14 protein-coding genes are annotated in these 18,591 nt (G+C 78.5%); 8 read left to right on the forward strand and 6 right to left on the reverse strand.

The features are described 5' to 3' along the window. The first annotated feature begins 74 nt into the window (after positions 1-74). Both MHY85_RS04425 and MHY85_RS04430 read left to right on the forward strand, forming a co-directional pair. Complete coding sequence (locus MHY85_RS04425; protein ID WP_239193494.1) at positions 75-3,458, forward strand: UrvD/REP family ATP-dependent DNA helicase; 3,384 nt, start codon at positions 75-77, stop codon at positions 3,456-3,458. Next, positions 3,455-7,003 carry a UvrD-helicase domain-containing protein gene (locus MHY85_RS04430; RefSeq protein ID WP_374232854.1) on the forward strand — a complete coding sequence of 1,183 codons (3,549 nt, stop codon included), beginning with the start codon at positions 3,455-3,457 and terminating at the stop codon, positions 7,001-7,003. The genes MHY85_RS04425 and MHY85_RS04430 overlap by 4 nt, the downstream gene beginning before the upstream one ends. A gap of 123 nt (positions 7,004-7,126) precedes the next feature. On the opposite strand, the gene MHY85_RS04435 is transcribed toward MHY85_RS04430, so the two are convergent. Beyond that, a complete protein-coding gene (locus MHY85_RS04435; RefSeq protein WP_239193496.1) occupies positions 7,127-8,062 on the reverse strand; it encodes a phosphotransferase in 936 nt (311 codons plus the stop codon). Positions 8,063-8,234: 172 nt separating this feature from the next. Between MHY85_RS04435 and nudC the strand changes: the two genes are divergently transcribed. Further along, complete coding sequence (gene nudC, locus MHY85_RS04440) at positions 8,235-9,416, forward strand: NAD(+) diphosphatase (RefSeq protein ID WP_308191312.1); 1,182 nt, start codon at positions 8,235-8,237, stop codon at positions 9,414-9,416. A gap of 53 nt (positions 9,417-9,469) precedes the next feature. Here the strand turns inward: nudC and MHY85_RS04445 are convergent, their stop codons facing one another. After that, positions 9,470-9,736 (reverse strand): mycoredoxin, encoded by a 267-nt coding sequence (locus MHY85_RS04445; protein WP_154731096.1) that lies wholly within the window; start codon positions 9,734-9,736, stop codon positions 9,470-9,472. A gap of 146 nt (positions 9,737-9,882) precedes the next feature. On the opposite strand from MHY85_RS04445, the gene MHY85_RS04450 reads away from it, so the two are divergent. From MHY85_RS04450 to MHY85_RS04460, 3 genes are all read left to right on the forward strand, one after another. After that, positions 9,883-11,922, forward strand: coding sequence for an ATP-dependent helicase (locus MHY85_RS04450; RefSeq protein ID WP_239193498.1), 2,040 nt, complete (start codon positions 9,883-9,885; stop codon positions 11,920-11,922). Positions 11,923-12,078: 156 nt separating this feature from the next. Then, entirely contained in the window at positions 12,079-12,282 is a 204-nt protein-coding gene (locus tag MHY85_RS04455) for a hypothetical protein (protein WP_239193499.1), read from the forward strand. A gap of 137 nt (positions 12,283-12,419) precedes the next feature. Then, positions 12,420-12,767: a WhiB family transcriptional regulator gene (locus MHY85_RS04460; protein ID WP_308191313.1), complete on the forward strand. Its 348-nt coding sequence runs from the start codon at positions 12,420-12,422 to the stop codon at positions 12,765-12,767. Positions 12,768-12,802: 35 nt separating this feature from the next. Here MHY85_RS04460 and MHY85_RS04465 read toward each other — a convergent pair whose 3' ends face one another. After that, positions 12,803-13,837 (reverse strand): thiamine biosynthesis protein ThiF, encoded by a 1,035-nt coding sequence (locus tag MHY85_RS04465; RefSeq protein WP_239193500.1) that lies wholly within the window; start codon positions 13,835-13,837, stop codon positions 12,803-12,805. A gap of 83 nt (positions 13,838-13,920) precedes the next feature. Then, a complete protein-coding gene (locus MHY85_RS04470; protein ID WP_239193502.1) occupies positions 13,921-14,079 on the reverse strand; it encodes a DUF5679 domain-containing protein in 159 nt (52 codons plus the stop codon). A 264-nt stretch (positions 14,080-14,343) separates the two neighbouring features. Here MHY85_RS04470 and MHY85_RS04475 point away from each other — a divergent pair, with 264 nt between their 5' ends. Next, complete coding sequence (locus MHY85_RS04475; protein WP_239193558.1) at positions 14,344-14,943, forward strand: SprT-like domain-containing protein; 600 nt, start codon at positions 14,344-14,346, stop codon at positions 14,941-14,943. Positions 14,944-15,045: 102 nt separating this feature from the next. Here MHY85_RS04475 and MHY85_RS04480 read toward each other — a convergent pair whose 3' ends face one another. Beyond that, entirely contained in the window at positions 15,046-16,494 is a 1,449-nt protein-coding gene (locus MHY85_RS04480) for a zinc-dependent metalloprotease (RefSeq protein ID WP_239193504.1), read from the reverse strand. Positions 16,495-16,620: 126 nt separating this feature from the next. Between MHY85_RS04480 and MHY85_RS04485 the strand changes: the two genes are divergently transcribed. Further along, positions 16,621-17,829, forward strand: a complete 1,209-nt coding sequence (locus MHY85_RS04485) for a S16 family serine protease (RefSeq protein ID WP_239193506.1) — start codon at positions 16,621-16,623, stop codon at positions 17,827-17,829. A 33-nt stretch (positions 17,830-17,862) separates the two neighbouring features. Here MHY85_RS04485 and MHY85_RS04490 read toward each other — a convergent pair whose 3' ends face one another. After that, complete coding sequence (locus MHY85_RS04490) at positions 17,863-18,435, reverse strand: PPA1309 family protein (RefSeq protein WP_374232860.1); 573 nt, start codon at positions 18,433-18,435, stop codon at positions 17,863-17,865. Positions 18,436-18,591: the final 156 nt, after the last annotated feature.

Here is an 18,591-nt window from a genome sequence, read left to right on the forward strand (position 1 = left end):
GGGGTGCGCGGGTGGTGCCGACGCGCCCGGCGGACGGGCCCGGGGTGTCGGTGGCGTGTGATGGTATCGGGGCCGTGACCCCGACCCCCGCCGGACCGCCCCCCGCGGCCGGGCTGCGCCTCGTGCGCCCCGCGCTCGCGGACGTGCCGGCGCCCGTCCGCCTCGGCGCGGACCAGCGGGCCGTCGTCGACCGGGTGGTGGCGGGCGCCGACCCCGCGCTGCTGGTCCTGGGCGCCGCCGGGACGGGCAAGACCCTGCTCGCGGTCGAGGCGGTGGCGGCGGCGCTGGGGGCGGACGACGACGGGCTGTTCCCCTCGCCGGACCTGCCGTCGCCGGACGAGGTGCTGGTGCTCGCCGCGGGTCGCCGGGCGGCGGCCGAGCTGCGCGACCGCATCGGCGCCCGGGTGCGGCGGACCACCGGCCAGGCGATGGTGCGCACGGCGGCGTCGGCCGCCTTCGCGGTGCTGCGGGCCCGTTCGGCGCTGCTGGGCGACCCGGCCCCGACGCTGATCTCCGGCCCCGAGCAGGACCTCGCGCTGGCCGAGCTCCTCGCGGGCCACGCCGCGGGGGAGGGGGTGCCGCTGCGCTGGCCCGACGGCGTGCCGGAGGAGTCGCTGACCCTGCGCGCCTTCCGCGGGGAGCTGCGCGACCTCCTCATGCGCGCGGCCGAGCGCGGGGTCGAGCCGGAGGACCTGGCGCTGCTCGGCGAGCGGCACGGCCGGCCCGAGTGGGTCGCCGCCGCGGCGCTGTACCGGGAGTACGTCGACGTGACGACGCTGCGCGCGGGCACGCCCGACGCCGGTGCGCGGTACGACCCCGCCGTCGTCGTCGAGGAGGCGGCCGAGGTGCTGCGCACCTGGGAGGCCGAGCTGCCCGGGCCGCGTCCGCGGTGGCGCCTGGTGGTGGTCGACGACTACCAGGAGGCGACCGAGGCGACCGCGCGGCTGCTGCGGGTGCTCCAGGACGACGGGGCGCGGCTGCTGCTGCTCGCCGACCCGGACGCGGCGGTGCAGACGTTCCGCGGCGCGACGCCGGCGCTCGTCGGCCGGGCGGACGTGGCCGGGACCGGGCCGGGGGAGCTCGGGGCGACGCGGCTCGTGCTCGACGGCGTCCGGCGGCACGGGCCCGGGCTGCGCGGGGTGGCCGCGCGGGTCGCCGAGCGGGTCGCGGTCGTGGGCGGTGCGGCGCACCGGCGCGCGCTCCCCGTCCCGGGGGCGGGGTCGGTGGCCGCGGCGGCCGGGGTGCCCACGCAGGGCGGCGGGGCCGCCGTCGCGCGGGACGTCGTGCGCGCGGCCGTGCTGCCCAGCCCCGCGCAGGAGGCCGCCTGGGTGGCGCACGCCCTGCGCCGCGCGCACCTCGAGGACGGCACGCCGTGGGCCGAGATGGCCGTGATCGCGCGCACCGGCGGCCAGGTGACCGCGCTGCGCCGCGCGCTCGGCTCCGCGCAGGTTCCGGTCGCGGTGGTCGGCAGCGACGTGCCGCTGCGCGACGAGCCCGCGGTGCGCCCGCTGCTCGACGCGCTGCGGGTGGCGCTGGGCCCCGACGCGGGCGGTGCGGCCCTGGACGCCGACCTCGCCGCGCGGCTGTGCTGCTCGCCGCTCGGGGGGCTGGACGCCGTGGGCCTGCGCCGGCTGCGGCGGAGCCTGCGGGCGGAGGAGGTCGCCCTGGGAGGCGGCCGGGCGAGCGACGAGCTGCTGGTCGAGGTGCTGGGGTCGCCGGCGCTCGCCGCGGGCCTGCAGCCGGTCGTGCGGCGGCCGGTGGCCCGGATCGCCACCGTCCTCGCGGAGGGCCGGGCCGCCGCCGCGGTGCCGGGCGCCGACGCGCAGGGCGTGCTGTGGGCGATCTGGGACGCGTCGGGGCTGGCGGAGCCGTGGCGGCGGTCGGCGCTCGCCGGCGGCCCGGGCGGGGCGCGCGCCGACCGGGACCTGGACGCCGTGCTCGCGCTGTTCCGGGCGGCGGAGACGTTCGTCGACCGGATGCCGCAGGCCCGCGCCGCCGCGTTCCTGGAGTGGGTCGAGGCGCAGGAGCTGCCGTCCGACACGATCGCCGCGCGCGCCCGCCGGGACGCGGTGTCGGTGCTGACGCCCGCGGGGGCGGCGGGGCGCGAGTGGGACGTCGTCGCGGTCGCGGGCGTGCAGGAGGGTGTGTGGCCCGACCTGCGGCTGCGCGACTCGCTGCTCGGCTCGCAGGCGCTGGTCGACGTGCTGGCGGGCCGGGACGCCGGCCGCGCCGACGCGCACGCCGCGGCGGGGGCCGGCACCGCCGCGCGCGCCGCCGTGCTGGCCGACGAGCTCCGGTCGTTCCACGTGGCCGTGTCCCGCGCGCGCCGGGTGCTGCTGGTGACGGCCGTGTCCGACGAGGACGACCAGCCGTCGCCGTTCCTCGACCTGGTCGAGCCGAACGACGAGGACGACGACCCCCGCCGCACCGTCGCCCCGGCGCCGCTGGACCTGCGGGGGCTCGTGGCGCAGCTCCGCGGGCGGCTGGAGCAGTCGGCGCGCGCGGGCGCCCCGGACGCCGAGGCCGCGGCGGTGCTCGCGCGCCTGGCCGACGAGGGCGTGCCCGGCGCCGACCCCGCCGAGTGGCACGGTCTGGCCGATCCCTCGAGCGCCGACCCGCTGTGGGCGGAGGGGGAGCAGGTGCCGGTGTCGCCGTCGCGCATCGAGACGGCCGGGACGTGCACCCTGCGGTGGGCGCTCGAGGCCGCCGGCGGCACCGCGCCGAGCAGCGCCCGGCAGTCGCTCGGCACGCTCGTGCACGCGCTCGCGCAGACCCACCCGCGGGGCGGCCGGGAGGCGCTCCTCGCGGAGCTCGACCGGCGGTGGCCGGAGCTCGGGCTGGGGAACGGCTGGCCGGCGACGCTGGAGCGCCGCCGCGCGGAGGCGATGGTGGAGCGGCTCGCGGACTACCTGGAGCGGGCGGGCGAGCCGCTGGCGATCGAGGCGCGGTTCGAGCTCGAGCTGGACCGGGCCGTGGTGCGCGGGACTCTGGACCGGGTCGAGCGGGCGGAGCCCGGCGACGGGCCCGCGGAGGCGGCCGGGTCCGGCGAGGCGGCCGGGTCCGGCGAGGCCTCGCCGCTGCCGGTCCGGGTCGTCGACCTCAAGACCGGCCGCACCGCCCCGTCGGCGCAGGAGGCGACGACCAACCCGCAGCTCGGCGCGTACCAGCTCGCGGTCGACGCGGGCGCCGTCGAGGGGCTGCCCCCGGGTGCGACCAGCGCCGGGGCGCAGCTCGTGTTCGTCTCCGACGTGAACAAGAACAAGGCGGCGCTGCGCGAGCAGCCCGCGCTCGGACCGGACGCCCCGGACGCCCCGTCCTGGGCCCGGACGCACATCGAGGAGGTGGCGGAGCGGATGGCCGCCTCGTCGTTCGCCGCGACCGCCAACCCGCTGTGCGACCGGTGCCCGGTGCGCCGGTCCTGCCCGCTGCGCGACGAGGGCGGGCAGGTGGTCGCGTGAGCGTGCTCGCCGCCACCCTGTCGGCGCAGGACATCGCCCGGCTGCTGCGCCGCGACCCGCCGACCGACGAGCAGGTCGCCGTGATCGAGTCCCCGCTGAGCCCCGCCCTGGTGGTGGCGGGCGCCGGCTCCGGCAAGACCGAGACCATGTCCGCCCGCGTGGTGTGGCTGCTCGCGAACGGCCTGGTCGCGCCGGAGGAGGTCCTCGGCCTCACGTTCACCCGCAAGGCGGCGGGCGAGCTCGCCGAGCGCGTGCGCCGCCGGCTGCGGCACCTGGCGCGCGCCGCGGCGGCCGAGGGCGTGCACCTGCCCGGCCTGTCCGCCGCGGAGGACGCGGCCGACGGTGGCGCCGCGCTGCTGACCGTCGCCCGGCCGACCATCTCGACCTACAACGCCTACGCGGCGTCGCTGGTCGGCGACCACGGCCTGCGGATCGGCGTCGAGCCGTCCGCCCGGCTGCTGGGCGAGGCCGCGCAGTGGCAGCTGGCCAGCGCGGTCGTGGAGTCGTGGACCGCCGACCTCGACTCCTCCGCCGCCGTGTCCACCGTCGTCGAGGCCGTGCTGACCCTGTCCGGGGCGCTGGACGAGCACCTCATCGGCCCCGACGAGGCGCGCCGCGGCATCGAGGGCATCGTCGAGGCCATCGAGGCGACCCCGCCCGGCACGCCCCCGCGGCAGCCGTACGCCAAGGTGCGCGAGCTCGTCGGGTCGCTGCGCGAGCGGCAGCGGATGCTGGACCTCGTCGCGGCGTACCGGGAGCGCAAGCGGGCCGCGGACGCGCTCGACTTCGGCGACCAGGTCGCCATCGCCGCGCGCCTGGCGCGGGACGTGCCCGAGGTCGGCGCGGGGGAGCGGGCCCGGTTCCGGGTCGTGCTGCTCGACGAGTACCAGGACACGTCGTACGCGCAGCTCGTGCTCCTGTCCCAGCTGTTCGGCGGCGGCCACCCCGTCACCGCGGTCGGCGACCCGCACCAGTCGATCTACGGCTGGCGCGGCGCGAGCGCGGGCGGCCTCGAGCGGTTCCCGACCGACTTCCCCGACGTGGCCGCGGACGGCGACCGGCGGCCCGCGGCGGTGTACGCGCTGTCGACGTCCTGGCGGAACGACGTCGCGGTGCTGGACGCGGCGAACCACGTCGCCGCGCCGCTGCGCCGGCCGGAGAAGGCGCGCGTCGCCCTGCCGACGCTCGGCGCGCGGCCCGGCGCCGGCGCCGGCGAGGTGATCGCCCACCTCGCGCCCACGCTGGAGGAGGAGGCGCAGGCGGTCGCCGAGTTCGTCGCGGCCCGCTGGCGCCCCGAGGGCGGCCCCGGCGTCGAGGGCGGTGCCCCCGCGCCCGGCGGGGGGCGCGTCACCGCGGCGGTGCTGTGCCGCAAGCGCGCGCAGTTCCCGGTGCTGCACCGCGCGCTGCGGGCGGCCGGCCTGCCGGTGGAGGTCGTCGGGCTCGGCGGGCTGCTCGCCACCCCCGAGGTGGTCGACGTGGTGGCGCTCCTGCAGGCGGCGCACGACCCGTCGCGGGGCGACGCGCTCATGCGGCTGCTCACCGGCGCGCGGACCATGCTCGGCGCGGCGGACCTGCACGCGCTCGCGGACTGGTCGGCGCACCTGGCGCGGGGCCTCGACGCGCGGGCGGCCGCGGCCGTCGCGCGGGAGCGGGCGGCGTCGGCGGCGGACGCCGGGCCCGCCGACGCCGGGCCCGCGGGCGCCGCGTCGGCAGGCGGCCGGCTCGCCGGCGACCGGCCCGCGGGTGGCCCGCTCGCCGGCGACGGGGTCGCGATCGACGGCGTCCCCTCGGCCGGCGTCCCCGGCGACGGCACCGCCGAGCCCGCCCCGGTCGTGGCCGACGTCGTGGACGAGCGCAGCATCGTCGACGCGGTCGACTCCCCGCCCCCGCCCGGCTGGACCAGCCCCGCCGGCCGCGGCCTGACCCCGACCGGCCTCGCGCGGGTGACGGCGGTCGGCGAGGTGCTCCGGGCCGTCCGCCAGCACACCTACCTGTCGCTGCCGGAGCTCGTCGCGCACGCCGAGCGGCTGTGGGGCCTGGACATCGAGGTCGCCGCCCGGGCGGGCGTCGCACCGGGCCGCGCCCGCGCGCACCTCGACGCGTTCCGCGAGGTCGCCGTGCGGTACGCCGACGCGACCGACGACCCGACGCTCGGCGGGTTCCTCGCCTGGCTGGAGTCGGCCGACGCGCACGAGCACGGCCTCGACATGCCGGTCGCCGAGCCGGACCCCGACGCCGTCCAGCTCATCACCGTGCACGCCGCCAAGGGCCTGGAGTGGGACGCGGTCGCCGTGGCCGGCCTGGTCGACGGCGGCCTGCCCGCGACCCGGACCCAGGGCCCGAACGGCCCGTCCGACTCCGCCTGGCTCACCGGCCTCGGCGAGCTGCCCTACCCGCTGCGCGGCGACCGGCACGACCTGCCCGAGCTGGCGTACGCGGGGGCGGCGGACCCGAAGGACCTGGAGGAGCGGCGCAAGCAGTTCCTCCTGGACGCGGGCGACCACCAGGTCGCCGAGGAGCGCCGGCTCGCCTACGTGGCGTTCACCCGCGCGCGGGCCTCGCTGCTGCTCACCGGCGCCTGGTGGGGCGACGGCTCCCGGGTGCGGCCGCCGTCGCTGTTCCTCACCGAGGTGGTGGACGCGGGGCTGGCGCGGGTCGCCGGCTGGGCGGACCTGCCCGACGAGGGCACCGAGAACCCGCGGACGCAGGAGACGGCGGGCGCGGTGTGGCCGGCCGACCCGTTCGGCGGCGAGGCCGAGGGCGGCCCGGTGCGCCGGTCCGCGGTCGAGTCGGCCGCGGCGGCGGTGCGCGCGGCGCGGGACGAGCGCGCGGCGGGCGGCGCGGCGGCGCGGACCTCCGGCTGGGACCGGACGGTCGACCTGCTGCTCGCCGAGCGCGCGCTGGAGTCGCGGCCACGACCCGAGGTCGAGCTGCCCGCGCACCTGTCCGCGTCCGCCGTCGTCCGGCTGGCCGCCGACAGCGGGGAGTTCGCCCGGGCGCTGCGCCGGCCGGTGCCGAACCGCCCGTCGCCGCAGGCCCGGCGCGGCACCCAGTTCCACGCCTGGGTCGAGGGGTTCTTCGGCTCGCCGGCGCTGGTGGACCTCGACGACCTGCCCGGCGCCGACGACGACTCGGTCCCGGTCGACGCCGACGAGGCCGCGCTGCGCGCCGCGTTCCTCGCGACCCCGTGGGCCGCGCTGGAGCCGATCGCGGTCGAGGTCGACGTCGAGACCACCGTCGCCGGCTACGTGCTGCGCTCCCGGATCGACGCGGTGTTCCGCGACCCGGACCGCCCGGGGGACCGGGACGCGGTCGTCGTGGTCGACTGGAAGACCGGTGCCCCGCCGGCCGACCCCGCCGCCACGGCGGTCCGGGAGCTGCAGCTCGCCGTGTACCGGCTCGCGTGGTCCCGGTGGACGGGCACGCCGCTCGACCGGGTCAGCGCGGCGTTCTGCTACGTCGGCGCGGGCCGCACGGTCCGCCCGGAGCGGCTCCTGGGCGCGGACGAGATCGAGCGCCTGCTCCTGGCGGCCACGGAGGCCTGACCCGCGCCGCTCCCCGTCGCCCGTCGCGCGAGCTCGCCGGTCCCGCCCGAGCTCGCCGGTCCCGCCGGGGCCGGGCGCGCGCGACCGGCCAACTCGGCCGCCCGGTCCGCCGGGCCCGGGGGGTCAGAGCTCGGCGGCGCCCGGCTCCGCGACGTCGCGGGTCTGCTCGTCCAGCTCGTCGAGCATCTGCACCGCGTCCGCGACCACCTCGTCGTCGCCGGACCGCACGCCGTAGAGCAGCCAGCGCGCCAGCGCGAGCTCGCCGGCGAGCAGCGCCCGGTCGGCGAGGTGCGGGTCGGTGAGCTCGGTGCGGCGGAGCTGGTAGGCCTCCATGATCGAGTCGACCGCGTCCTGCGGGGCGGCGACCAGCAGCCACGCCAGGTCGTCGGCGGGGTCGGCGACCTTGGCCTCGCCCCAGGAGGTCACGCCGGTCACGGCGCCGTCCGCGACCAGCACGTGGTCCGCCGACAGGTCCCCGTGCACGACGACGGGTGCGAACTTCCACATCGCGACGTCCTCGAGGCGCTCCTCCCACCGCCGCAGCAGCGTGGCGGGCACCCGGCCGGTGCGCGCGGCCTCGTCGACCTCCGCGAGCCGGCGCGCGCGGTACGCGGCCGCGTCGTACGCGGGCAGCCCGGCGTCCTCGACGATCGCGACCGGCAGCTCGTGCAACGCGGCGATCGACCGGCCGAGCGAGGCGGCGATCCCCGGGCCGGGGGCGACCCGCTCGAGGTCGACCGGGCGACCCGGCAGCTCGCGGTGCACGACCACCCGGCCGCCCTCCTCGAGCGGAGCGGCGCCCGCGACGCGCGGCACGTCGAACGGCAGCTTCCCGGCGTCCACCTGGTCGCCCAGCGCGCCGAGCAGCACCAGCTCGGCCTCGAGGGCCGCGCCCGCGGCGGCGCTCCGGGGCGCGCGGACCACCCAGTGCCGCCGCTGCCCGTCGGTCACGAGGGCGACGTCGTCGTCCCCGGCGGCCGCGGCGGCGCGCACCTCGCGGGCGTCGAAGCCCGGGACGGCGACGGTCGCGAGAGCGGCGAGAGCAAGGGGAGAACGCACCGTCCCAGGGTAGGACCCCCGCGGCCCCGGGGCCGGTCCGCCGCCCGCCGGGCGTGTCACCGGGCCGCGACCCCGCCGCCGCCCGCTCCCCGCCGCCGGACGTGGCGCGCGTCGCACCGTCGCCGCTCGGGCGTCGCCTGCGACGGTCGCCCGCGACGCGTACGGTGGCGACGTGTTCGCCTCCGACCTCCCTCTGTCGCGGACGGTCACGGACCGGGCCGCGGACCTCCGCGGTGACGAGGACCTGCTGCCCGCGCTGCTCGACGACGCCACGACCCGGGTGCTGCTGGTGTCCGGCGGCCGGGTCGTGACCCGGCGCCGCGGCCGACGCCCGGCGCTGGCGCTGTACACGCCGCAGGAGGCGGCGCTGCGGGCGCCGAGCTCCTCGCTCGCCGAGCGGTGGGCGTTCCTCGGCTACGACGACGCCGACCGCCTGCCGGGCGTCGCCCCGGGGGAGAACCGCCCGGACGGCCCGGCCTACCTGGCGCACCACGTGCCGGAAGGGGCGCCGTCCGCGCTGCCCGCGGGCGACGAGTGGACCGCGCTGCGCGAGGTGGGCGGCGAGCTGTCGGCCCGGGACGCCGGCCTGGCGACGGCGGCGGTGGCGCTCTACGAGTGGCACGTCCGGTACCCCCGCTGCCCGCGCTGCGGCGCGGAGACCCAGCCGGTGTCCAGCGGCTGGGTGCGCCGGTGCCCGGTCGACGGGTCGGACCACTACCCGCGGACCGACCCCGCGGTGATCATGGCGGTCGTCGACGAGGCGGACCGGCTGCTGCTGGCGAACTCGTCCGCGTGGCCGACGCACCGGTTCTCGACGCTCGCGGGGTTCGTCGAGCCCGGGGAGTCGGTCGAGCACGCCATCCGGCGCGAGGCCCGCGAGGAGACGTCGGTCGTGGTGGGCGAGGTCGAGTACCGGGGGAGCCAGCCGTGGCCGTTCCCGGCCTCGCTCATGCTGGGCTTCCGGGCCCGCGCGCTGTCCACGGACATCGCCGTCGACGGCGACGAGCTGCGCGCGGCGCGCTGGTTCGACCGGGACACGCTGCGCGCGGAGGTCGAGCAGGGCTCGGTCGTGCTGCCGCCGGGGACGTCGATCGCCCGGGCGCTGATCGAGGACTGGTACGGCGGGCCGCTGCCGACCGACCCGCTGCGCGACGGCTGGAGCCGGGGCGCCGTGCCGCCCGCGGACCGGGCCGCGCCCTCGGACCAGGCTGCGTCGTCGGGCCGGAGCACCCCGGCGGACGGGGCGGACCGGCCGGACGACGAGCAGCCCGCCGCGCCGCTTCCGGCCACCCGGCGGCAGGGCCGGCGGGCCGCCCCCGCCCCCGTCGACGAGGGCCCGCTCGGCACGCGCTGAGCGGTGCCGGGCGGGCCCTCGGGTCCGGGTGCTGCGCGACCGCAGCGGGCGGGTCAGGCGCCGAGGCGCTCGCGGACCTGCACCAGCGACGGGTTGGTGGCGGCGGAGCCGTCCGGGAACAGCACCGTCGGGACGGTCTGGTTGCCGCCGTTCACCTGCTCGACGAACGCGGCGGCGTCCGGCGTCTGCTCGATGTCGACCTCGGTGTACGCGATGCCCGCGGAGTCGAGCTGCGTCTTCAGCCGGCGGCAGTAGCCGCACCAGGTGGTCGAGTACATCGTCACGGTGCCCTCGGCGGGCAGGTCCTGCGTGGTCGTCATCGTCTGCCTTCGCATCGTCGGTGTCGCGTCACCGGGAGAACGCCCGGCGCCCGCAGGATCATCCCGGACGCGTCCGGGAACCGGGGTTCCGGCGCCTGGGGACGACGGTGCCGGCGTGTCGGCGGGAGGTGCGAGGATCGTCGGCGATGCCTGCCGACGACCTCCTCGACGCCCTCGACCCGGACCAGCGGGAGGTCGCGCGCGCCCTCACCGGGCCGGTGTGCGTCCTGGCCGGCGCCGGCACCGGCAAGACCCGCGCGATCACGCACCGGATCGCCTACGGGGTGCGCACCGGTGTCTACGCCCCGACCAGCGTGCTCGCCGTGACGTTCACCGCCCGCGCGGCGGGGGAGATGCGCACCCGCCTGCGCGACCTCGGCGTCGCGGGCGTGCAGGCGCGCACGTTCCACTCGGCCGCGCTGCGCCAGCTCCGGTACTTCTGGCCGAAGGTCGTCGGGGGGCCCTCGCCCCAGGTGCTGGCCCAGAAGGCCCCGGTCGTCGCGGACGCCTGCCACCGGCTCGGGCTGTCGGTCGACCGGGTGTCGGTGCGGGACCTGGCGTCCGAGATCGAGTGGGCGAAGGTGTCCCGGATCACGGCCGAGGACTACGTGCGCGCCGCCGCGGCCGCGGACCGCCCCGCGCCGGCGGGGCACGACCACCACGTGGTCGCCCGGCTCATCACGGCGTACGAGGACGCCAAGGACGCGCGCGGCGTCATGGACATGGAGGACATCCTCTGGCTGCTGTCCGGGATGCTGGTGGAGAACCGGGCGGTCGCGGACGAGATCCGGCACCAGTACCGGCGGTTCGTCGTCGACGAGTACCAGGACATCTCGCCGCTGCAGAAGTTCCTGCTCGACCAGTGGCTCGGCGGCCGGGACGAGCTGTGCGTCGTGGGCGACCCGAGCCAGACCATCTACTCGTTCGCGGGCGCGACGCCGCACTACCTGACCCGGTTCACCGCGGAGCACCCCGGGGCCCAGGTGGTCCGCCTGGTGCGCGACTACCGGTCGACCCCGCAGGTCGTCGGCCTGGCCAACGAGGTGCTGCGCCGGGCGCCGAAGGACCGGGGCGGGCGCTGGGAGCCGCTCGAGCTCGTCGCGCAGCGCGCCTCCGCCGGCCCGGTGCGGTTCGCGGTCTACGACGACGACGAGGCGGAGGCCGCCGGCGTCGCCACCCGGATCGGCCGGCTGATCGCGGCGGGCACCCGCCCGAGCGAGATCGCCGTGCTGTACCGCACCAACGCCCAGTCCGAGGCGTTCGAGCAGGCGCTCGCGCACCAGGGGATCGGCTACGTGCTCCGCGGCGGCGAGCGGTTCTTCCAGCGCAAGGAGGTCCGGGACGCGATCGTGCGCCTGCGCGGTGCCGCGGTGGCCGCCGACGCGGACGTGCCGATGACCGAGACCGTGCGGGACGCGCTGCGGTCGGCGGGCTGGTCCGACGAGCCGCCCGCGGCCCGCGGCGCCTCGCGCGAGCGCTGGGACACGCTGCACGCGCTGGTGACGCTGGCGGACGACCTCGCCGCGGCGGCCGAGCGCGCGGGCGGTCGCGCCACCGTGCACGACCTGATCGCCGACCTGGACGAGCGCGCGGCCGCGCAGCACGCCCCGACCGTCGAGGGCGTGACCCTCGCGTCCCTGCACGCCGCGAAGGGCCTGGAGTGGGACGCGGTGTTCCTCGCCGGGCTGAGCGAGGGCCTGGTGCCGTGGGCGTCCGCCGACACCGCCGCCGACCTGGCCGAGGAGCGCCGGCTGCTCTACGTCGGCATCACCCGCGCCCGGGAGCACCTCGAGCTGTCCTACGGCCGGGCCCGCACGCCGGGCGGCCGGGCGACCCGGCGGCGGTCGCGGTTCCTCGACGGCCTGTGGCCGCAGGAGGGGCGCGCGCGGTTCGGCGACGGGCGGGCGCGCGCCGTCCCGCGGCTCACCGGCGAGGTCGACGGCGAGCTGCTGGCGGCCCTGCACGCCTGGCGGGCCGACCTGGCCCGGTCGACGTCGAAGCCCGCGTACACGGTGCTGGGCGACGCGACGCTGTCCGCCATCGCCGAGCTGCGCCCCGCGAGCGTCCCGGAGCTGGCGCGGGTCCAGGGGATCGGGCCGGCCAAGATCGACCGGTACGGCCCCGACCTGCTGGCGATCGTGGCCGGTCGCCGACCCGCCCCGGACGAGGCGGCGGCGGCCGGCTGATCGGCCGATCGGGGGAGTCCGGGAAACTCGTCGGAAGATCTCTCGATAAATCGGTTGTGCCGTCGGCGACGGCCCCTCTACGGTGAACGAGTCCTGCTGGGAGGTCGTGCTGCGCGAAGCGGTGTCGGCCCGATGACGAGAAGGAGGTGTGGTGCTGTGAAGAACATCAACGACGCGTTCGGCGTCGGCGCGATCGCGCTGCCGTTCCTGGCACCCACCTCGGGCAAGCACCAGGGGACCACTGCGTCCCCGGCCGCCCCGGGCACGGGCATCCGTGGCTTCGGCGGCACCGGTCTCCGGCTGCGTGCGCGCGATCTCTCGTCCCGCTCCGACTCCGCCCCAGGAGGACCGGTCATCTGAGTCGATGACCAGCCCGTCCAGGCCGTGGAGTCCACCGGATTCCGCGGCCTTCGTCTTCCCCAGCACCTGCGTGGGGGGCGAGGCACCCGCGGATCCACCGCCACCTCGCTCAACCCGCAAGTCATCAGGAGGACATCGTGCGGCTCACGACGCTGCTCGACACGGTCAACCAGGGTGGTTCCGGTCCCTGGCCGCCCGCCTCGACGCCCGCCGTCACCGATGTGCAGTTCGACGCCCTCGTCGCCGGGCTCATCCCGTGCCGGTCCAACGACCCCGAGCTCTGGTTCGCCGAGCGGACCGCCGAGGTCGAGCAGGCCAAGGCGCTCTGCCGCACCTGCCCGCTCCTCGAGGGCTGCCTCGCCGGCGCGCTCGAGCGGCAGGAGCCCTGGGGCGTGTGGGGCGGCGAGGTGTTCGTCGCCGGCCAGGTCGTCGCCGTCAAGCGCGGCCGCGGCCGGCCGCGCAAGGACGCCACCCCGGCGGCCTGACCGCGCCGGACCCGGCACCGGTCGACGGGCCGGGCTCAGGCGCCCGGGGCGGCGCACCCGCACTCCGGGTGCGCCGCCCACCGGCGCAGCCGGGGCGCGACCGACGGCACCGGGATCTCGTACTGCGCGCCCAGGGTCCGCGGCTCCCCGCCGTCCAGGTGCGCCAGCACCTCCGCCGCGGCCAGCCCGCCCGCGACCGCGGCGAGCGCGGCGGGCGGCTCGGCGACGGCGTCGCCGGGCCGGGGCCCGACGAGCTGGGCGAGCACGACCGGCCACGCCGGGTCCGCCGCCGCCCGCTGCAGGTCGAGGCAGCGCAGGCAGCAGAGCGGGTCGTCCCCCGGCCGGGCGGGCCGCACGAACGGGCCCACCAGGGCGTCGGCCTCACGCGTCACGACGGGCAGGTGCGGCACGTCGGCGCCCAGCAGGGTCAGCGCCGTCGCGGGGTCGGGGGCGTCGGTGGCGACCGTGACCACCACGTCGTGCGGGTCGGTCAGCAGCCCGCCCGGACCGGGCGCTGTGCGCACCCGCGCCCCCGGTGCGACGCCGCGGAGGCTCCCGGCGACGGCGGTCGCCCGGTCGGGCGTGCGCGCGCCGTCGTCCGCCCCGGCGCGGGCGGCACCCCCGGCGGCGGCCGCCGGGAGCCCGGGTCCCGGCGGCCGGGGGTCGACGAGGACCAGCGTCCCGACGCCCGCCACGGCGAGCGTGCCGGCCACCACCACCCCGGGGCGGCCGAGGCCGACCACGGCGACGGTCGAGCGCGCGCGCCGGCGGACGGCCCCGACGCCGTCGCCGTCCTCGCGGGCGAGGCCGTGCGCGAGGACCTCGGGCCGCAGGTCGGGCCGCACCCGCCGCGGCCGCGACCCGGCCGGCCGCAGCAGCCCGGCCGCGCCCAGCGCGTCGAGCGCCGGGGCGGGCAGGGCGTCGTCGACGCGGCGGTCGCCGGCCCGCAGCAGCCGGTCCGCCCGCTCGGTGCTCAGTCCCGCGACGCGCACCGCCCACCGCGGGTCGAGGCCCACCTGGACCTCGTCGGCCGCGCGCCGCAGCACGCGGAGTCCCTGCCGGAGCTGCACGGTGCCCCACCCCCGTCCCGTCGAGTGCCACCACCGTGGCACCCCGGGCGAGGGCGGACGCCGTCGTCCACAGGTCGGGTTGCTCAGGCCTTGCCGAGGATCCGGTTCAGCCGGGTGCTGCAGACCGGGCAGGTGGCCTTGGCCATCCGGCGACCGGACTCGGAGACGACGACCTCGCCCTCGGCCTGGCGCTTCTCCTTGCACTTCACGCAGTAGAACTCGCCGGCGTAGGTCTCGGCCATGTCTGTCTCCTCGCATCGGGTGCACGACGCCGGGTTCCCGGCGCCCGGGCCAGTATCCACGCCGTGCGGCGGTCGCGGGAGGGTTCCGCCCGCCCGTCGTGCGGCAGTTGCCCCAGATCAGCGGCCCGAACCGCTACGGTGCTGGACGTGCAGCCGTCGCGGGAGCACCCCCGGACGCCGGTCGACCCGGTGCGCTCGGGCGCGCCCGCGGCCGCCGCGCCCGACGCGCGTCCCGCCGCCGGCGCCAGCGCCGCGGGCGGACCCGTGACCGGCCCCTCGCCCGGTGCGGACGGCGACCCCCGGCTCGGCCCCGTCGAGGTGCGCCGCTCGCGCCGCCGGTCCCGCACCGTCACCGCGTACCGCGAGGGCGGCCGGACGATCGTCGCCATCCCGGCCCGGTTCACCCGGGCCCAGGAGCGCGAGTGGGTGCGCCGGATGCTCGACCGGCTCGCCACCCAGGAGCAGCGCCGCCGGCCGTCGGACGACCAGCTGGTCCGCCGCGCCGCCGAGCTGAACCAGCGCTACCTCGGGGGTCGCGCGGTGCCCTCGAGCGTGCGGTGGTCCGGCAACCAGGGCCGGCGCTGGGGGTCCTGCACGGTCGCGGACGGCAGCATCCGGCTGTCCGACCGGCTGCGCGGGATGCCTGCGTGGGTGACCGACTACGTGCTCCTGCACGAGCTCGCGCACCTGCTGCACGCCGGGCACGGGCCGGAGTTCTGGGCCGAGCTCGACGCCTACCCCCGCACCGAGCGGGCGCGGGGGTTCCTCGAGGGCTACTCGTTCGCCGAGCGTGCGCCCGGGGACGACGACGCGGCGCCGGACGCGGCCGCCGAGGAGGACGTGGCCGACCCCGAGGCGGACTGACCGCCCCGAGCGCGGACCGGCCGCCCCGAGCGCGGACCGGCCGCCCCGAGGACGGACCGGCCGCCCCGAGGACGGACCGGCCGCGCCGAGGACGGGGACGGCTCAGCGGGCCGGCTCGTCGCCCGCCGGCCCGTCGCCCGACGGCCCGTCGGAACCCCCGGCACCGCCGTCGTCGCCCAGGATCTCCGCCAGCGCCCGGTCGAGGTCCGCGTGCTCGCCCTCCGCGGCGGCGCGGCGTCCGGCGTACCCGGCCGGGTCGTCCAGGTCCTCGGCGGTCGGCAGCAGGTCCGGGTGGTCCCACACGGCGTCGCGCGCCTCCGGGCCCTGCTCGCGGGCGATGCGCGCCCACAGCGCGGCCGCGTCCCGCGACCTCCGCGGCCGCAGCTCCAGGCCGACGAGGGTCGCGAACGTCTGCTCCGCGGGCCCGCCGGCGGCGCGGCGGCGGCGGATCATCTCGCGCAGCGCGACGGCGTGCGGCAGGTGGGGGAGCGCGGCGGTCGCGACCACCTCGTCCACCCAGCCCTCGACGAGCGCGAGCGCGGTCTCCAGCCGGGCGAGCACCGCGCGCTGCTCGGGCGTCGTCTGCGGGGCGAACACCCCGGAGGACAGGGCTCCCTGCAGCGCGGTCGGGTCCGTGGGGTCGATGGCCCGCACCGACTCCTCGAGGCTTTCCACGTCGATGGTGATGCCGCGGGCGTAGGCGTCGACCGCCGCCAGCAGGTGACCGCGGAGCCAGGTGACGTGCGTGAACAGCCGGGCGTGCGCCGCCTCGCGGAGCGCCAGGAACAGCCGCACCTCCTCGAGCGGGATCTCCAGCCCGTCGGCGAACGCGGCGACGTTGCCCGGCACCAGCGCGGTCGCGGGCTCGGCGACCAGCGGCAGGCCGGCGTCGGTCAGCCCGAACACCTCGCGGGACAGCGACCCGGCCGCCTGGCCGACCTGCATCCCGAACACGAGCGCGCCGAGCTGGCGCATCATCGCGGCGGGGTCGAGGCCCCCGACGCCGAGGCCGGGCGGCAGGTCCATGCTCTCGGGCAGCTGGTCCGCGAGCGTCGTGGCGAGCGCGGTCGACATCGACGTCGCCACCGGCTCGGTCAGCGTGCGCCAGGTCGGCAGGGTCTGCTCCACCCACTCCGAGCGGGACAGCGCGCGCACGTGCCCGCCGGCGGGCGGCAGGTCGGTGGCCGCGTCGAGCCAGAGCTCCGCGACGCCGAGCGCGTCGGTCACCTGGCGCGCCTCCGCCGGGCTCAGGGTCGGGTCGCCGCCGGTCACGGCGACCTGCCGGGCCATGTCGTGCGCGACGTCCCAGTTGACGGGGCCGTCGCCGCTCGACGACAGCATCCGCTGGACCTGGGCGATCACCTGGTTCATCAGCATCGGGTCGTCGGGCAGGCCGGAGGCGCGGGCCATCTCCGCGGGGTCGAGGCCCTGCTCGCGCATCTGGCGCAGCGCCTCGTCCGCGCCCGGGCCGAACATCTGGCGCAGCATCTGCTCCCAGGCGGCGCCGTCGGAGGGCTCGCCGGGCTGGTGCGCGGTGGGGTCGTCGGTCATCTCGGTGCTCCCGGGCTCGTCGTGGTGCCACCGTAACCACACCCTCGCGCACGCGGACCGGGCCATCACCTCCGGTTCGCTGAGGGCGCACGCGACCCTCACGGGTGGGTGCGGCATGATCGTCCGGTGCACGCCCAGCCCGGAACCCCCTCCGACCCCGACGCGTCGCCCGTCGGCGGGACCGCCCCGCTCGGCGGCCCCGGCCTGCCGCCGGACGGCGTGGCCCCCGCGGACCCGGCGGAGCCCGCGGACCCGGCCGACCCCGCCCCGCCGGTCACGCGCCGCGCCGCCCTGGTCTCAGGCGGCGTGCTGCTGACCGCGGTGCTGCTGGTCGTGCTGCTGCTGATGCCGGTGCCGTACGCGGTGAACTCGCCCGGGCCGACCCTGGACACCCTCGGCTCGCACGACGACCAGGCGCTCATCACGATCGACGGCGCCGAGACCTACGACTCCACCGGGGAGCTGCGGCTCACCACCGTGTCCACCACGGGCGGGCCGGGCTACCCGTCGAGCGTGCTGGGCGTGCTGCAGGGCTGGCTCAGCCCGTCCCGCCGCGTGCTGCCCGTCGAGTCGGTGTTCCCGCAGGACGCGACCCAGGAGCAGCTGGACCAGCAGAACGAGGCGCAGATGGTGTCCTCGCAGGAGAACGCCACGGTCGCCGCGCTCGAGGAGCTCGGGTACACGGTGCCGGTCACGCTCACCGTGCACGAGGCCGTCGAGGGCACGGGCGCGGTCGGCGTCGTCGAGCCCGGGGACGTGCTGCTGTCCTACGACGGCACGCCGCTGACGTCCTACGGGCAGCTCATCGACCTGCTGGACGCGACCGAGCCGGGCACGACCGTCACGCTGGGCGTGCAGCGGGACGGCGCCGAGGTCGACCTGGACGTGGTGACCGGCGCCCGCGAGGACGACGACGGCAGCCAGCTCGGCGTCTACATCGACCCGACGTTCGACCCGCCGGTGGACGTCTCCATCCGGATCGACCAGATCGGCGGCTCCAGCGCGGGCACGATGTTCGCGCTCGGGATCATCGACAAGCTGACCCCCGAGGACGAGGCCGCCGGCCAGGTCATCGCCGGCACCGGCACGATGGACCTCAACGGCGCCGTCGGGCCGATCGGCGGCATCCGGCAGAAGATGGCCGGCGCGCTGCGCGACGGGGCGGACTGGTTCCTCGCGCCGGCGGACAACTGCGACGAGGTCGTGGGGAACGTGCCCGACGGCCTGACGGTGGTCAAGGTGTCAACCCTGCACGAGGCGCGCGAGGCGGTCGTGGCCATCGGCGCCGGCGAGGCGGACGACCTGCCGACCTGCACGGCGGCGGACGCGGGCTGACGCCGACGGGCCGCCCGGGCGGCCCGCGCGGGCTCAGGCGAACGTCGCCCGCAGCCCCTCGACCAGCCCCGGCACGACGTCCTCGCCCTGGCCGACGGCGTCGTCCCGGTCGTCGGACCGCTGCCGGACCGCGCACCACGACGGCCCGTCGCGGAGCACGCCCACGGCGAGCCGCACGTCCTGGCGCTGCGGGTGCCCGAGCAGCGCGTCGAGCGCGGCGTCCGGCTCCTGGGGCAGCCCTTCCTCGGCCTCCGGCGGCAGCACGATCCGCTCGACGGTCAGCGCTGCGCCGTCGACCCCGTCCGGCCACGCGATCGCGCCGAGCAGCCCCTCCAGGTCGTCGCTCGCGGGCAGGCCCTCCTGCTCGACGGAGGTCAGGTGGTCCGGGTCGGCGGCCGCGGCGGCCAGCACGTCCGGCGGCAGCTGCGAGGCGAGCGCCGGCTCCGCGTCCAGGGCGGCCTGCGTCCTGACCAGGGCGAACACCCGCACCGGCCCGTCCCAGCCGCCCGTCGCGACGTGCCGCTCGATCTCGACGACCGCGGCGGCGAGCGCGCGCTGAGCAGGGGTGCTTCCGGGGGTCTGCGGGGTCTGCGTCACGGTCGCCATCCTCGCACCCGCGGCGCCGGCCGGGCACGCGCGCAGGGGGCGGGTGCGGGGGGTGCCCGCTGTGGGAACCTTGAGGTCGCCGGGCGCGTTGTGACCTGCGTGAGCGCCGGGCCCTGCCCGCCGCGTCCACGCGCGATCCGTACCCGACGACGAGGA

Origin of the sequence: Cellulomonas sp. ACRRI (genome assembly GCF_022346185.1) — a bacterium.
Taxonomy (GTDB): domain Bacteria; phylum Actinomycetota; class Actinomycetes; order Actinomycetales; family Cellulomonadaceae; genus Cellulomonas.

What these genes read in the sequence shown, in the direction of transcription:
- MHY85_RS04445 (WP_154731096.1), bottom strand. Translation starts at nt 9,736, where the DNA reads ATGACGACCACGCAGGACCTGCCCGCCGAGGGCACCGTGACGATGTAC.
- MHY85_RS04450 (WP_239193498.1), top strand. Translation starts at nt 9,883, where the DNA reads ATGCCTGCCGACGACCTCCTCGACGCCCTCGACCCGGACCAGCGGGAG.
- MHY85_RS04470 (WP_239193502.1), bottom strand. Translation starts at nt 14,079, where the DNA reads ATGGCCGAGACCTACGCCGGCGAGTTCTACTGCGTGAAGTGCAAGGAG.
- MHY85_RS04480 (WP_239193504.1), bottom strand. Translation starts at nt 16,494, where the DNA reads ATGACCGACGACCCCACCGCGCACCAGCCCGGCGAGCCCTCCGACGGC.
- MHY85_RS04490 (WP_374232860.1), bottom strand. Translation starts at nt 18,435, where the DNA reads ATGGCGACCGTGACGCAGACCCCGCAGACCCCCGGAAGCACCCCTGCT.